General features: G+C 45.1%; 15 protein-coding genes. 9 read left to right on the forward strand and 6 right to left on the reverse strand.

The window, feature by feature from the left end:
* Nucleotides 1-151: 151 nt before the first annotated feature.
* The 4 genes from trkA to def form a co-directional block, all read right to left on the reverse strand.
* Nucleotides 152-1,531 carry a Trk system potassium transporter TrkA gene (gene trkA, locus NO989_RS20680; protein ID WP_014947726.1) on the reverse strand — a complete coding sequence of 460 codons (1,380 nt, stop codon included), beginning with the start codon at nucleotides 1,529-1,531 and terminating at the stop codon, nucleotides 152-154.
* Nucleotides 1,532-1,595: 64 nt separating this feature from the next.
* Nucleotides 1,596-2,915 (reverse strand): 16S rRNA (cytosine(967)-C(5))-methyltransferase RsmB, encoded by a 1,320-nt coding sequence (gene rsmB / locus NO989_RS20685; protein ID WP_371343133.1) that lies wholly within the window; start codon nucleotides 2,913-2,915, stop codon nucleotides 1,596-1,598.
* Between the two features lie 2 nt (nucleotides 2,916-2,917).
* On the reverse strand, nucleotides 2,918-3,868 hold the full coding sequence (gene fmt / locus NO989_RS20690) for a methionyl-tRNA formyltransferase (RefSeq protein ID WP_371343134.1): 951 nt from the start codon (nucleotides 3,866-3,868) through the stop codon (nucleotides 2,918-2,920).
* Nucleotides 3,869-3,876: 8 nt separating this feature from the next.
* Nucleotides 3,877-4,386: a peptide deformylase gene (def, locus tag NO989_RS20695; protein ID WP_371343135.1), complete on the reverse strand. Its 510-nt coding sequence runs from the start codon at nucleotides 4,384-4,386 to the stop codon at nucleotides 3,877-3,879.
* Nucleotides 4,387-4,602: 216 nt separating this feature from the next.
* On the opposite strand from def, the gene NO989_RS20700 reads away from it, so the two are divergent.
* The 7 genes from NO989_RS20700 (at nucleotide 4,603) to NO989_RS20730 (ending at nucleotide 10,426) form a co-directional block, all read left to right on the forward strand.
* The gene (locus NO989_RS20700; protein ID WP_014977864.1) at nucleotides 4,603-5,676 is read left to right on the forward strand and encodes a LysM peptidoglycan-binding domain-containing protein; all 1,074 of its coding nucleotides are present in this window, start codon (nucleotides 4,603-4,605) and stop codon (nucleotides 5,674-5,676) included.
* Between the two features lie 39 nt (nucleotides 5,677-5,715).
* A complete protein-coding gene (gene dprA / locus NO989_RS20705; protein ID WP_014977865.1) occupies nucleotides 5,716-6,825 on the forward strand; it encodes a DNA-processing protein DprA in 1,110 nt (369 codons plus the stop codon).
* A gap of 1 nt (nucleotide 6,826) precedes the next feature.
* Nucleotides 6,827-7,303: a DUF494 family protein gene (locus NO989_RS20710; RefSeq protein ID WP_014947732.1), complete on the forward strand. Its 477-nt coding sequence runs from the start codon at nucleotides 6,827-6,829 to the stop codon at nucleotides 7,301-7,303.
* Nucleotides 7,304-7,388: 85 nt separating this feature from the next.
* Nucleotides 7,389-7,931, forward strand: coding sequence for a type I DNA topoisomerase (locus tag NO989_RS20715; protein ID WP_014977866.1), 543 nt, complete (start codon nucleotides 7,389-7,391; stop codon nucleotides 7,929-7,931).
* A gap of 45 nt (nucleotides 7,932-7,976) precedes the next feature.
* On the forward strand, nucleotides 7,977-8,582 hold the full coding sequence (locus NO989_RS20720; protein WP_014977867.1) for a Sua5/YciO/YrdC/YwlC family protein: 606 nt from the start codon (nucleotides 7,977-7,979) through the stop codon (nucleotides 8,580-8,582).
* Nucleotides 8,579-9,511: an oxygen-dependent coproporphyrinogen oxidase gene (hemF, locus tag NO989_RS20725; RefSeq protein WP_014977868.1), complete on the forward strand. Its 933-nt coding sequence runs from the start codon at nucleotides 8,579-8,581 to the stop codon at nucleotides 9,509-9,511. The genes NO989_RS20720 and hemF overlap by 4 nt, the downstream gene beginning before the upstream one ends.
* 234 nt (nucleotides 9,512-9,745) lie before the next feature.
* Entirely contained in the window at nucleotides 9,746-10,426 is a 681-nt protein-coding gene (locus NO989_RS20730; protein WP_014947736.1) for an OmpW family outer membrane protein, read from the forward strand.
* 124 nt (nucleotides 10,427-10,550) lie between these two features.
* On the opposite strand, the gene NO989_RS20735 is transcribed toward NO989_RS20730, so the two are convergent.
* Complete coding sequence (locus NO989_RS20735; RefSeq protein WP_014977869.1) at nucleotides 10,551-10,982, reverse strand: group II truncated hemoglobin; 432 nt, start codon at nucleotides 10,980-10,982, stop codon at nucleotides 10,551-10,553.
* Between NO989_RS20735 and aroE the strand changes: the two genes are divergently transcribed.
* On the forward strand, nucleotides 10,981-11,820 hold the full coding sequence (gene aroE, locus NO989_RS20740; protein ID WP_014977870.1) for a shikimate dehydrogenase: 840 nt from the start codon (nucleotides 10,981-10,983) through the stop codon (nucleotides 11,818-11,820). The two genes, NO989_RS20735 and aroE, sit on opposite strands and share 2 nt — an antisense overlap.
* Here the strand turns inward: aroE and NO989_RS20745 are convergent.
* Complete coding sequence (locus tag NO989_RS20745; protein ID WP_014977871.1) at nucleotides 11,817-12,359, reverse strand: gamma carbonic anhydrase family protein; 543 nt, start codon at nucleotides 12,357-12,359, stop codon at nucleotides 11,817-11,819. The genes aroE and NO989_RS20745 overlap by 4 nt on opposite strands.
* Before the next feature lie 176 nt (nucleotides 12,360-12,535).
* Between NO989_RS20745 and NO989_RS20750 the strand changes: the two genes are divergently transcribed.
* The gene (locus NO989_RS20750; RefSeq protein WP_014977872.1) at nucleotides 12,536-13,579 is read left to right on the forward strand and encodes a UDP-N-acetylglucosamine 2-epimerase; all 1,044 of its coding nucleotides are present in this window, start codon (nucleotides 12,536-12,538) and stop codon (nucleotides 13,577-13,579) included.
* The last annotated feature ends 260 nt before the right edge of the window (nucleotides 13,580-13,839 follow it).

A 13,839-nucleotide genomic window follows, 5' to 3' on the forward strand; every position in this document is an offset into this window, starting at 1 on the left:
TGAACACTCCGAATTTCACTATGCCTATTAGATCAAAGCCCCAGACTTTCGTCTAGGGCTTTTTCAACAGTCTGAGGGCGATAAATATCGCCCTTTATTTTTATGTCTTCAACTTTTAATCTTGCGGCACCTATGACGCTTTGCAAAAGCGCTAGCCAAAGAAAAATGCGCTGGGTTGGAACAGCTTTTCCACGTCGTTGATGTACTTCTTATCAACCAAGAACAAAATTACATGGTCGTTTGCTTCAATCTTGGTATCGCTGTGAGCAATAATCACCTGATCGTCTCGAACAATAGCCCCAATCGTGGTACCTGGCGGTAGTTTAATATCGCCTATTTGTTTGCCAACCACCTTAGAGGTATTTTCATCACCGTGCGCTATCGCTTCAATAGCCTCGGCAGCACCTCGTCGTAATGAGTACACGTTTACAATGTCACCTCGACGTACGTGAGTCAGTAGCGCCGAGATAGTGGCTTGTTGAGGTGAAAACGCGATATCTATCTCACCGCCTTGCACCAAGTCCACATAAGCACTTCGCTGGATAAGCACCATGGCTTTTTGTGCACCCATACGCTTTGCCAGCATGGCTGACATGATATTCGCTTCATCGTCGTTGGTAACGGCTATGAAAGCGTCAACTTGCTCGATATTTTCTTCACTTAGCAATTCAGGGTCAGACGCGTCACCGCTAAATACAATGGTTTTATCTAAGTTCGCAGATAAATATTTGGCCCTTTCTGGGCTGTATTCAATAAGCTTAACGTTATGATTGTGCTCTAACTTTTTCGCAAGGCCTGCGCCAATCAAGCCACCACCGGCTATCATAATTCGTTTGTAGCTTGATTCGAGCTTTTGAAGCTCACTCATTACTGCGCGAATGTGCTTGGTAGCGGCAATGAAGAACACTTCATCATCGGCCTCAATAACCGTGGTACCTAACGGGCGAATAGGGCGGCCGCGTCGGTAAATGGCAGCAACCCGAGTTTCAACGTTAGGCATGTGGTCTTTAAGCGCAGATAACGCGTGGCCTACCAATAAGCCACCGTAATAGGCTTTAACCGCAACAAGGCTGGCCTTGCCTTCAGCAAACTCAACCACCTGAAGTGCACCCGGGTAGTCAATAAGACGTTTGATGGCCTTAGTTACCAACTGCTCAGGAGCGATAATGTGGTCAACGGGAATGTCTTGCTGCTTATATAGCTGCTCTTGGTAAATGATGTACTGTTCAGAGCGCACGCGAGCGATTTTAGTGGGTGTTTTAAATAGGCTGTAGGCCACCTGACAGGCCAACATATTGCTTTCATCACTATTGGTTACGGCAATCAGCATATCTGCATCTTCCGCACCGGCCTTACGCAACACATCAGGATGTGATCCCACGCCTGTTACTACTTGTAAATCAAGACGGTCTTGAAGTGCGCGCAATATAGTGGGGTCAGAGTCAATAACCGTTATTTCGTTATTCTCACCCACTAAGTTTTCAGCAAGTGTTCCGCCTACTTGGCCGGCCCCTAAAATGATGATCTTCATCGTTATTATTTTGCCTTCATATTCGTGCAAGTCTTAACTGTGTGACGTTGCACAACTATTGAACTCAGTCTGCTGACTTTACCAGCCTCGCATAATAGAAACCATCCATTTGTTGCTCCCCTGGCGTTATCTGGCGCCCGGGTTTATCAACGGTTTCTGTTTTCACTATGGGCGATAACGAGGCATCTGGAGTGTCGGCGAGAAACTGCTGTATTTGCGCCATGTTCTCTTTTGGCAAAATAGAACATGTTGCATAAAGCAGCGTGCCGCCTGGCTTTAATAGACCCCACAACGTTTCTAATATACGCCGTTGAAGCTGTGCTAAATTGTCGATGTCATTGGCTTTTCGAAGCCAGCGAATATCTGGGTGACGTCGAATCACGCCGGTAGCAGAGCAGGGGGCATCCAGTAATATTCTGTCGAAGGGCTTTCCGTCCCACCAGGTATCAGGATTAGCTGCATCACCTTGCTTGATATCGACAGTGTGCTTAAGGCGAGTCATGTTTTCTTCTACCCGTTTTAGGCGGGTAGCATCAGCATCAAGCGCTAATACGTACTGCGTATCAGGTGCAGACTCAACAATGTGCCCTGTTTTTCCGCCTGGTGCGGCGCAACAGTCTAGAATGCGTTCGTTCGCTTGAGGCTTTAGGTAATGTGCGGCTAATTGCGCTGCCCCATCTTGTACCGCAAAGTGACCTTTTTCAAAACCAGGCAGGGCAGTAATGTCTTCTCGCTTAGTCAGAATTACGGCATCAGCATGGTTTGCGCTAAGGGTATATTCAACCCCTGCTTTATCTAACGCCTGAGTAAATGCTGCCAAGGATGTTTGCAACTTATTTACGCGAAGCCAAATGGGGGCCATGGCATTCGTTTCGTTACGAACTTGCTCGGCGTCGTCACCATAGGCGTTCTCTATTGCCTTAAACAACCACTTTGGCAAGCCGCTGTTTATGATTGCGTCGTCTACAGGTTTGTCTGCAAGGTTCTCTCGCTGAAAATTACGTAGTACCGCATTAACTAACCCTTTTAACCCTGAGGCATTTAAATAAGATGCTGCGGCGACGGTTTCGCCAACGGCGGCGTGGTTGCTAACGCGGGAAAAATTAAGCTGGTACAAACCAAGAAGTATAAGATGTTCTATGACTTTCTTGTTGCCTTTTAGAGGCCTATCCAACAAAGAGCGCAGCCAGTGCTGTAAAAGGGGAAGGCGACGCATTACCCCTAGTGACATCTCTTGAATCCATGCGTTATCTTTGGCGTTGTGTCTGCGCTGAACGCGTTCTAAGCACTCACGCGATGACTTGCCTTGCTCTAAAATTTGATAGATGGCCCACGCACAATCTGCACGCAGGTTTTTTTGTTTGGGAAGGGGTAATGGTTTCACGTTTAGTCCGCTTGTGTCAGACAACGGCCCACTTCAAACCACGTTTGGCGAGCATTGATAACGTCTGACGCTGGAAGCGCCTTTTTGCCAGGAATTTGAAGAGATGTAATGCATAGAGCATCGCGCCCCGTAGCGATAGTAATGCCCTCTTTATTGGCACTGATTACCGTACCTGGCGTGGCACCGTTATTTAAAGGAACAACGCTGGCAGACCATACTTTAACGTTCTGATCTTCGACCTGCATCCACGCTACAGGCCAAGGATTGAAGGCGCGGATATTACGCTCTATTTGTTCTGCATCGTCTGCCCAATTAATAAGGGCTTCTTCTTTAGATAGCTTTTTCGCATAGGTGGCTTGAGAATCATCTTGTTTGGTAGGTGTGTAACGATCAAATTCATTAACGACCTCGACCAACGCTTGTGGTCCCAGCTCTGCAAGCTTTTCATATAAGGTGGCGCTGGTGTCTTCAGGTGTAATAGGTAATGTTGCAATATGCAGCATATCACCCGTATCTAAGCCTTCGTCCATTTGCATTATGGTTACGCCAGTTTCAGCGTCACCCGCCCAGATTGAACGCTGGATTGGAGCGGCGCCTCGCCACTTGGGCAAAATAGAGCCGTGCACGTTAATGCAACCTAGCTTAGGTGCGTTTAACACTGCTGTAGGCAGTATCAGTCCATAAGCAACAACTACCATTAAGTCGGCATTGAGCGAGGCTAATTCTTCCTGAGCGTCTTGAGCTTTAAGCGATTGAGGCTGGTATACAGGAATGGCGTTTTCTTCTGCTAATACTTTAACCGGGCTAGCCGTAAGTTTCTTACCTCGCCCTGCAGGTCTATCAGGCTGGGTGTAAACAGCAATGACTTCGTGCTCGCTCTCGAGTAACGCTGATAGATGTTTAGCTGCAAAATCCGGAGTACCGGCAAAAATCACTTTCAATGGAGTTGTCACGTTATTCCTTAGGCTTTTGCCGCAAGACGCGCTTCTTTCTCAAGCTTTTTACGAATACGTTGGCGCTTAAGCGGTGAAAGGTAATCAATAAACAGTTTACCTTTTAAATGGTCGAGCTCGTGCTGAATACAAATCGCTAACAAACCTTCTGCATCCAACTCAAAGTTTTCGCCGTTTTGGTCTAGCGCTTTTACCGTAATTGCTTCGGCGCGCTCAACTTTCGCGTAATTACCCGGCACTGATAAACAGCCTTCTTCGCTAATCGTGGAGCCATCTTTACGAATGATTTCAGGGTTAATAAATACGCGTGGCTCGTTTTGATCTTCTGATACGTCCATTACAACAACTTGAACGTGACGGTTAACTTGCGTTGCGGCAAGGCCAATACCGTTCTCGTCTTTCATGGTTTCGAACATGTCCGATACCAATTGTTTAATTTCGTCGTTAACCTCTTCAACCGGCTTAGCTACCGTGCGAAGACGTTCATCAGGAAAACTTAATACGTCTAAAATTGCCATTTCTCGCTTACTTCACCTTTTCGCTGTATAAATTCATATACGATCTAATTGCCAGCACACTTTACAGTGCTTATTAAGTTACTATTCTAACGTATATCGGGCTGTTTCGTGCAGTTTTTTACCGAAACCCTATTAGAATACCTAGTTATGCCGATATAGTGCTATTGTCTGAAAAATCAACAATAAGTGACAGTGAATAATTTGCAGGTGGTTAATTTGAAAAAGCGATTGATTTACGCGCGTCGTGCAGCATTGTTTATCTTAGGTGCACTGCTTTCTTTGCCTACCTTTGCGCTGCAGCTAAAAGAGAGCGCGCCAGAAACCTACACAGTAAAGCGTGGAGACACGCTATGGGCAATCGCTAACGTCTTTCTCAACGAGCCTTGGCTCTGGCCTGAATTATGGCGAACCAACACCCAAATCGACAATCCACACCTTATTTACCCGGGCGATGTTATCGTCGTTGGGTATGTTGATGGGCAGCCTGTATTAAGTGTAAAGCGCGACAAACCTTCCTATAAGCTTTCTCCGGCTACCGATAAGCGAGTAAAACCGAAGCCTGTTGATGTGTTGTCGTGGACATCTATCTCTCCATTCATTAGACAACATATGCTGCTAGACGAGGAAAGCTATGCTTCGCTACCTAAATTGCTGGGTAATCAGGATGGAAACGTAAGGTTTGCGTCTGATGATTTTGTGTTAAGCCAGCAACAATTCAGTACCGACGATCAGTACAGAGTAGTAAGAAAGCACGCTACGATTAGAAATCTTGATGGGGAAATCCTTGGTATTCAAGTTACCCATGTTTCAACAGCTTCACTAGTGGAAAAAGATGAAGGTAGCAACACGATGTTGCTTTTCATCGACGATGCGAACCAAGAAGCTAAGCGCGGTGATAAGTTAATGGCGGGTGGATTTGAACATCCTGAAGGCTTTGAACTTGTTCCGGCTACTTCGCAGCGAGGCGCAATAGTTGGAGATTTGCATGATCACGATTTACTTGGCAAATACGACGTTGTCATTCTTGATTTAGGCAGTATGGAAGTAGCGCCAGGTACGGTCCTGGGGCTTTACTCACAAGGTCCAGCCATTATTGACGAAGAAAGTCCACGCTATGTAGATGAACCCGGCGCGAACACTGGTGGTGAGTGGTTTATCGATACAGTATCGCAACCCGCGCTTAAAGTAGGTGAAGTTGTTGTGTTTAAAACATTTGATGCGGCAAGTTACGGATTAATTACGCGAGCGAATAAGGGGATAAAGCGCGGCTTCATTGTCGCCAAGCCTTAAACGTTGCATGGTTCATTGTCGCTCGCATTAGGAGCGATAATGGCACTACAATCTTCTCAGTTAGACAGCGAAACATTAGCATGGATAGCGCTGGCTTCCGCTCAGCGTGTTTCACCTAAACTATGGCTACAGGCTCTCGAAAAGTATCAACTTTCTACTGTCGATTTAGGCAGCAACGCGTCTACGCTGCCTAACGAGGTTAAACAACTCACTAACAACATTTCACCGCCTCTTATTGATGCAGCAATAAACTGGCTGCAAGCGAGCGACAATAGACACATCGTGCCGTTGTCATCGCCTGACTATCCAGAATCACTTAAGCAATTAGACAGTCCGCCCCTCGCGCTATTTGCCACGGGAAACAAAGCCCTACTTCAAAAACCGCAGATTGCCATAGTGGGGAGCAGAAGGGCCAGCCTTCAGGGTAAGCGTACCGCAAACGACATTGCTTATGGGTTATCTAGTAGCGGAGTTGTAGTGACGAGCGGCCTTGCCATGGGCATTGATAGCGCCGCCCATCAAGGCGCACTGTCTGGTAGCACCGGAACCATTGCGGTAATGGGTACGGGACCTGAAAAGGTATATCCGGCTAAAAATAGTAAGCTCTATGAAGCTATCAACAATGACGGAGGTGTTACCGTTACAGAGTTTTTTCCGGGGCAGGGACCTAAGCCTTGGCATTTTCCAAGGCGAAATCGAATTATCGCAGCGTTATCCCTTGGAACCTTAGTGGTAGAGGCAAAAATTAAGAGTGGCACCTTGATAACTGCAAATTTGGCCGCAGATATGGGGCGGGAAGTATTCGCTGTGCCGGGTAATATCGCTAACGCTTACGCTGAAGGTTGCCACTGGTTAATCCAACAGGGCGCCAAATTAGTAACAAATATAAGCGACATTCTAGATGAAGTTGGCGTTCAGCCGGAACAACTAGGCTTGAATGTTGACGAGCAAAACGAAAAAAGTACAGCGAATAGCTTGGCAACCGATAAATTATTAGCTAGTGTGGATTATGACATCACCGCTATTGATGTCATAGCCCAGCGCAATGCCTTATCTGTATCGCAAGCAATGGCATCATTATTAGAATATGAGTTGCGTGGTTTAGTGGCCGCTGTCCCTGGTGGTTACGTTAAATTGAGGGGAAAATAATATGTTCGATATCCTCATGTATCTGTTTGAAAACTTCATTCACAGTGAAACGGAAATTCGTGTTGACCAAGACGAGTTAACGGAAGAGCTTGTGCGCGCAGGATTTCATCACGATGAGATTTATAAAGCCCTCGCATGGTTAGAAAAGTTAGCGGCACTGCAAGAGACGGACATCAAACCGTACTTTTGCAAAGGTATTAGCACTAGCTTAAGCCGTATTTACACGCATGAAGAACAAATGCGTTTAGATGTGGAATGTCGCGGTTTTCTTATGTTCTTAGAACAGGTTAATGTGTTGGATGCCTCCACACGCGAAATGGTTATAGATCGCGTTATGGAAATTGATTCCAATGAATTTTGCTTGGAAGACCTGAAGTGGGTTGTGCTAATGGTACTATTCAACGTACCTGGCAAAGAGAAAGCCTACGCACAAATGGAAGATCTTTTGTTCGAAGAGCCAGATGGTGTTCTGCATTAATGCAGTTGTAGTCACTGGTATTTGAATCTTTACTTAAAAATGCGCTGTGAAATTGCAGCGCGTTTAAGGCCTTAACGTCCAATACATGTCTAAAATAGACCATTCACTCTTTTCAGCGCACGAGCATGCTCTCGATGATAATTTCGGAGATTGCCCCGAGTGCGGTAAACCTCTTCATATAAAGAACAGTAAATCCGGCCCTTTTATCGGGTGTACGGGCTATCCGGAATGTAGCTTTAGTAAGCCACTTCACGATAAACAAACCACCATACTGAAAACCTTAGACGGTGTAGCCTGCCCTGAATGCGCATCCGACTTAGCCATAAAGAAAGGGCGGTTTGGCATGTTTATCGGCTGTACCAATTTTCCTTCATGCCATCACATAGAGCCCATTAAAGAAAAAGAAGATACTATGGTGGATTGTCCAAAGTGTAAGAAAGGGCATCTAATCTCGCGTACTAACAAATACGGCAAACAGTTTTTTGCGTGCAACCATTATCCACAATGTCGATATGTGCTAAATTTCACGCCGGTAAATGAAAGCTGCCCAGACTGCGGTTGGGGAGTATTGATAGATAAAAAGGGGCAGTTACAGTGTCCTCAGCCTAGTTGTGGCTTTAAAAAGTAATTATACGAACAACTAAACGAAGAACTATACGTAGAGATTAAAACCATGTCTGATATCCAAAATGGGAACGTAAACACGTTTACCCCCGTTGAGGCTAACTCACCTGAAGTAGACCCTGTTGTTGCCGCATTCCAAGCTGGCAGTTTAATCGTTTATCCAACCGAAGCGGTAATGGGCATCGGATGTGACCCCGACAATGAAGACGCTGTAAATGCGCTGTTAGAGATAAAACAGCGACCGGTAGAAAAGGGCGTGATCTTGATTGCTGCAAACTACAGTCAGCTACTGCCTTATGTTAACGATAACGCCATTCGCCCTGACAGACGCACCGATATTTTTTCGAGCTGGCCAGGCCCTAATACTTGGCTATTACCTAAGTCGTCATCTGCGCCAGTTTGGTTAACCGGCAAGCATAGTAAAATAGCGGTGCGCGTAACTAATCACCCTGTAGTAGTGGAATTGTGCAACAAGTTAGGTAAACCGTTAGTTTCTACAAGCGCTAACCTGACCGGCCAACCGCCAGCCATCACCACTGAAGAGGCAAAAGCCGTATTCGCTGATTCCGTTTTCTATGTAGAAGGGGAAGTAGGCGGTGCAACTAAACCCAGTACCATTCGCGATGGTGACACAGCAGAGGTAATAAGAGCATGACATCAGCAGAATTACTGGACGGTAAAAATGCCCCTGAAGTAATAGAACAAGTAAAAAGCTATTTACTAGGGCTGCAAGACACCATCTGTCAAACCCTTGAACTTGCCGACGGTAAGGGCCAGTTTGTTGAAGACAGCTGGCAGCGAGAAGAAGGTGGCGGTGGCCGTTCTCGAGTACTAAAAAATGGTGCGGTGATTGAACAAGGCGGCGTTAACTTTTCTCATGTGTTTGGCAGTCAAATGCCTGCTTCAGCAACGGCTAATCGCCCTGAGCTTGCGGGAAGAAACTTTCAAGCAATGGGTGTATCACTCGTTATTCATCCACATAACCCGTATATCCCAACGTCACATGCTAATGTTCGCTTTTTCATTGCAGAAAAAGAGGGCGAAGCACCTATCTGGTGGTTTGGCGGCGGCTTCGACTTGACGCCATTTTATCCGTTTAAAGATGACGTTTTACACTGGCATGATACTGCTAAAAAATTATGTAAGCCGTTTGGCGATGATGTCTACCCTAAGTACAAAAAGTGGTGCGACGACTACTTTTACTTAAAGCATCGCAATGAAACTCGCGGAGTGGGCGGTTTATTCTTCGACGACCTGAATGAATGGGGCTTTGAACAGTCATTTGCATTTATGCAGGCTGTTGGTAATGGCTTTATCGATGCTTACGTTCCTATTGTTGAGCGCCGTAAGCAAACTGATTTCGGTGAAAGAGAGCGTGATTTCCAACTTTATCGCCGGGGCCGCTACGTTGAATTTAACCTTGTATTCGACCGGGGCACTTTATTTGGACTGCAAACCGGCGGGCGTACTGAATCAATTCTAATGTCGATGCCGCCGCTAGCGCGTTGGGAGTATTGCTACACGCCTGCACCAGGTAGCGCCGAGGCCAAGCTGACAGACTGGTTAAAACCTACTGATTGGTGATTAATTATTAAATAAGGCAGCGCTTAAATCCTTACGCGGACCGCCGATAGCAGCTTTCATCTTTAATGACTAAAAAACGCCGTATTAACGTTAATGCGGCGTTTTTTTTGATCTACATCAAGGTGGAATATCATCTGTGTTTCAGTGAGTTATCAAACTTGCGCTGGATCAATGTTTCTCTTAACCACAGGCGTAAAGTAGCGCCATCTTAGTTAAACACAAAAGAGACACATCATGCGCAAACACTTTTTATCTGCATCTGCACTTTGCCTTACACTTGCTGCACTCTCACCTTTAGCTAGCGCTCACCAGCAGGGCGACTGGATTGTTCGTGGCGGTCTTACGACCGTTGCTCCTGACGAATCGACTTCTAACATCGTCGCGGGTGGAACTGATCTTGGCGTGGCTCTTAATATCGATAACGATACTCAGCTAGGTTTAAATGTAGCGTACTTTATTACTGACAATATTAATATCGAGCTGCTTGCCGCAACGCCCTTTAAGCACGACGTTAATTTTTCTGTTGCTGACCCGTTAGGGACGGGTAATCAGCTTGGTGAAGTCACGCATCTTCCTCCTACGCTTACCGCAAACTACTATTTTAATGATGCCAGCTCTGCGTTTCAGCCATACATTGGTGCAGGTATCAACTATACCTTTATCTTTGATGAAGAGTTTACAGGTGCGAATGAAACAGCTGGCTTAAGCGACCTATCGCTTGATAATTCATTTGGCTTGTCAGCACAGGTGGGAATGGATTACCAAATTGATACCAAATGGCATGTCAATGCATCGGTTCGATTCATTGATATAGATACCGAAGCAACCTTCAAAGTGGGTGATGCTGCGGGAAAGGTAAGTGATATTGAAATAGATCCTTGGGTGTATACCTTATCGGTGGGTTACACATTCTAATTATTAGTTCTACGCCTTATTAACTATTAGGCTTTCACAATTGCACTACTTTATGCGCCATAAAGAGCGTAGACAGTAACAGGGGAGTTGCGCGTTAAAAGGTTAATCCTTTCAACGCGCTTTTTTATTTTGTATTCACCATGTGATTGGCGAGTTGATCAAGTGCGTCTATCAACTGTTGAGCTAAGGCGATATCTTCAACCGTTTTAAACATGGCTTTTCGCATGCAATACATCCACTGAGCTTTTAACTCCGGTGTTACGGTATAAGGTAGGTGGCGTGCACGCAGACGCGGGTGGCCATACTGCTGCTGATAATCATCAGGACCACCAAGCCATAAACTTAAATAGAGAAAGAACACGTGACGAATTCTGTCTAATGGCTGGGGGTGAATAGCTAGCAGTTCATTGGCGAGTGGATCGGTTTCCATTATGTCGTAAAACGTATTTGCTAATTCCCGTACTTTCTCCTCTCCACCTATACGTTCATATGGTGTACTCTGCGAAGCACGATTATCGCTTTTCTTCTTTATATTAAATAAGTTTCGTATTCCCATGAAAAAATTCGCTGTATTTGGAAATCCTATTGCACAGAGTTTATCACCAACTATCCATCAAATGTTTGCTGAACAAGTGGGAGAAAAGATTTCTTATGAAAAGATGCTTGCGCCAGTAGACGGTTTTGTAGATGCCGCCAACGCGTTTTTAGCTCAGGAAGGCGCGGTAGGTTGTAACGTCACCATGCCTTTTAAGCTTGATGCATTCAACTTGGCAAAGGTAGATGACCAAGCAGCCAAAGATGCACAAGCTGTTAATACGCTAATGAATGGTGACAGCGGTGAAATATGGGGATTCAACACTGATGGTGTAGGGCTGGTAAACGACTTGCTTAACAGCGGTGTGGAAATTAAGGGTAAGCGCGTGTTGCTTATTGGTGCCGGCGGCGCAGCCCGTGGCGTAATCTCCCCGTTATTAAAAGCAGGGGCCGCCTCTTTAACCATCACCAATAGAACCAAAGCGAAAGCAGAGGAAGTGGCAAGTGCCGCTTCAAACGCTAAAGTGCAGGTGGCTGCGCTTGAAGATATCGCAGATGTTGCGCCTCATATTATTATTAATTCAACAGCCGCCAGTTTAAGCAATGAATTGCCGTGCCGTTTAAATGATGGTGTTTTACAAAACTGTGAAGTGGTGTACGACATGGTTTATAAAAACTCACCCACGCGCTTTATGAGAGATGCGGCCGAACTTGGTGTCAAAACGCAAATAGATGGGTTGGGGATGCTGGTTGAGCAAGCGGCTGAAGCATTCTACATATGGACACAAAAGCGCCCCGATACTTCAGATATTGTAAAACGTGTCAGGGCTATCGTTGAGCAAGGTGAGAAGCGAAACTAGTTCGCTTCTTCAAGGTACTCATCTTTCAATACAACATAGTTAACGGCAGATTGTTTCAGGAATGCCATTTCGGCGTCGTTGAGCGGTCTTTTCTTTTGCATGGGGTTTCCAACGTAAAGAAATCCGCTTTCTAATCTTTTGTTCGGCGGCACTAATGTACCTGCACCAATAAACACATCGTCTTCAACAACAACACCATCCATTACAATAGCGCCCATGCCAACGAGAATTCGATTACCCAACTGGCAGCCGTGCAGCATACACTTATGCCCAACGGTAACGTCCTCACCAATAATAAGTGGGAAGCCGTTGGGGTTTTTCTCAGATTTACGGGTAACGTGTAAAACACTGCCATCTTGAATATTAGAACGGGCACCAATACGAATTTTGTTCACGTCGCCACGAGCTGCTACCAGCGGCCAAATACTCGCATCATCTTCTAAAACTACATCACCGACGATTCTTGCCGAGCCATCAACATAGACATTCTTTCCTAATGTAGGAGAAACACCTTTAAAACTGATTACAGGTTGTGCCATAGAACTCTCTTTAAGCGAAATTATGCAGGACATGGTAAGCCTTTTTTAAAGAAATGCATAAAACACATTAACACTTGATGATTAATCTTGTTATCGATAGCTAGCTTCAATCTTTTAAAGCAACAATGCTGATATACTATAGAAAAAAATCAAAATGCTATTTCTACGGAGAGTTCATGTCAAAGCGCTATGTACTATTTGCGGCACTGCCTTATTCCTATTCAATATTGCGACCTATTCAATCTGAGATAAGAAAGCGTGGTGGTGAAGTAGCGTGGTATCTGGAGCATAGCTGTGAAGACTTGTTACTTGCCGATGAGAAAAGATTAGCAACAGTTGAAGAGCTTGTTGAGTTCAATCCCGACGCGACTTTGACTCCCGGTAATTACATTTATCATTTTATTCCTGGTATTAAGGTAGGCGTATTTCATGGCTACTTTATTGGTAAGCGTGGCGAACAGACCTATCAAGAAGATTCCCATTTCCGCATTCGCGGGTGGTTTGACTTAATTTGTACACAAGGACCAAGCAGTACAGCACCCTATAAAATTCTAGAACAGCAGCATGGTAGCTTTAAGGCTTATGAAACAGGATGGTGCAAGGTCGATACCTATATAAAAGGAAAACGCCCGCCGGCATCAAATCCTCCAACGATACTTTACGGAACAACGTTTACTAAAGGTATTAGTTCGGCCGAGTCGGTTTTTGAAACTATCGAGAAATTAGCTAAAGAAAGAGACTGGAACTGGATCCTTACATTTCATCCTAAACTGCACGGCTCCGAAATTGTGGAACGTTATAAACAATTAGCTGCGTCTATAGATAACGTTAAATATCTACATAACGTTGACTTAGACAGTGTGAACGAAGCAAGTGTGCTTCTTTGCGATAGTTCATCCATCATTCTAGAATTTATGATGCAAGAAAAACCGGTGGTGACGTTCCGCAATACTAATCCAGGTCCTCATCTAATAGACGTGACAGAAACAAGTGAAATTGAAGCGGCTATAGATTACGCGCTTACGAAGCCTATTGAAGTAATTGATGCAATAAATGCTTATGTAGATCTCCATGAGAAATACAGGGATGGTCGTAATAGCGAGCGCGTTTTAGATGCTATTGATGACTTTATTCTCAAATACAAAGGAAAGCTAAAGCCGCATAAGCCTGGAATATGGCGTAAATTTCAGATGAGAAAGAAGACGGGATACTGGAAATAGGGTGTTTTTGCTGAATAAACGAGCATTCAAAACGAATATGACACTTTTTTTAAAATAAGTGTTGACGTGAGCGCTCATTTCCCTAAAATTCGCATCCGCTTCGGGGGAAAAGCAAAACAGCAAGCCTCCTGAAGTAAGTCTCTACTACCTTTGTAGGCCAGTAAGGACGGGAGTTTAGGAGAGGCGCTTCAGAAAATAAATTTTCAAAAAGTGTTGACAACGAAAACTTCCAGCGTATAATGCGCACCTCACTCGAACAG

It is taken from the genome of Alteromonas sp. DY56-G5 (assembly GCF_041414725.1).
GTDB classification, from domain to species: Bacteria; Pseudomonadota; Gammaproteobacteria; order Enterobacterales; family Alteromonadaceae; genus Alteromonas; species Alteromonas macleodii.

Bases quoted from the DNA above. Each gene is read 5' to 3' on its own strand.
- trkA (WP_014947726.1), bottom strand. From the start codon at position 1,531: ATGAAGATCATCATTTTAGGGGCCGGCCAAGTAGGCGGAACACTTGCT.
- def (WP_371343135.1), bottom strand. From the start codon at position 4,386: ATGGCAATTTTAGACGTATTAAGTTTTCCTGATGAACGTCTTCGCACG.
- dprA (WP_014977865.1), top strand. From the start codon at position 5,716: ATGGCACTACAATCTTCTCAGTTAGACAGCGAAACATTAGCATGGATA.
- NO989_RS20710 (WP_014947732.1), top strand. From the start codon at position 6,827: ATGTTCGATATCCTCATGTATCTGTTTGAAAACTTCATTCACAGTGAA.
- NO989_RS20715 (WP_014977866.1), top strand. From the start codon at position 7,389: ATGTCTAAAATAGACCATTCACTCTTTTCAGCGCACGAGCATGCTCTC.
- NO989_RS20720 (WP_014977867.1), top strand. From the start codon at position 7,977: ATGTCTGATATCCAAAATGGGAACGTAAACACGTTTACCCCCGTTGAG.
- hemF (WP_014977868.1), top strand. From the start codon at position 8,579: ATGACATCAGCAGAATTACTGGACGGTAAAAATGCCCCTGAAGTAATA.
- NO989_RS20730 (WP_014947736.1), top strand. From the start codon at position 9,746: ATGCGCAAACACTTTTTATCTGCATCTGCACTTTGCCTTACACTTGCT.
- aroE (WP_014977870.1), top strand. From the start codon at position 10,981: ATGAAAAAATTCGCTGTATTTGGAAATCCTATTGCACAGAGTTTATCA.
- NO989_RS20735 (WP_014977869.1), bottom strand. From the start codon at position 10,982: ATGGGAATACGAAACTTATTTAATATAAAGAAGAAAAGCGATAATCGT.
- NO989_RS20745 (WP_014977871.1), bottom strand. From the start codon at position 12,359: ATGGCACAACCTGTAATCAGTTTTAAAGGTGTTTCTCCTACATTAGGA.
- NO989_RS20750 (WP_014977872.1), top strand. From the start codon at position 12,536: ATGTCAAAGCGCTATGTACTATTTGCGGCACTGCCTTATTCCTATTCA.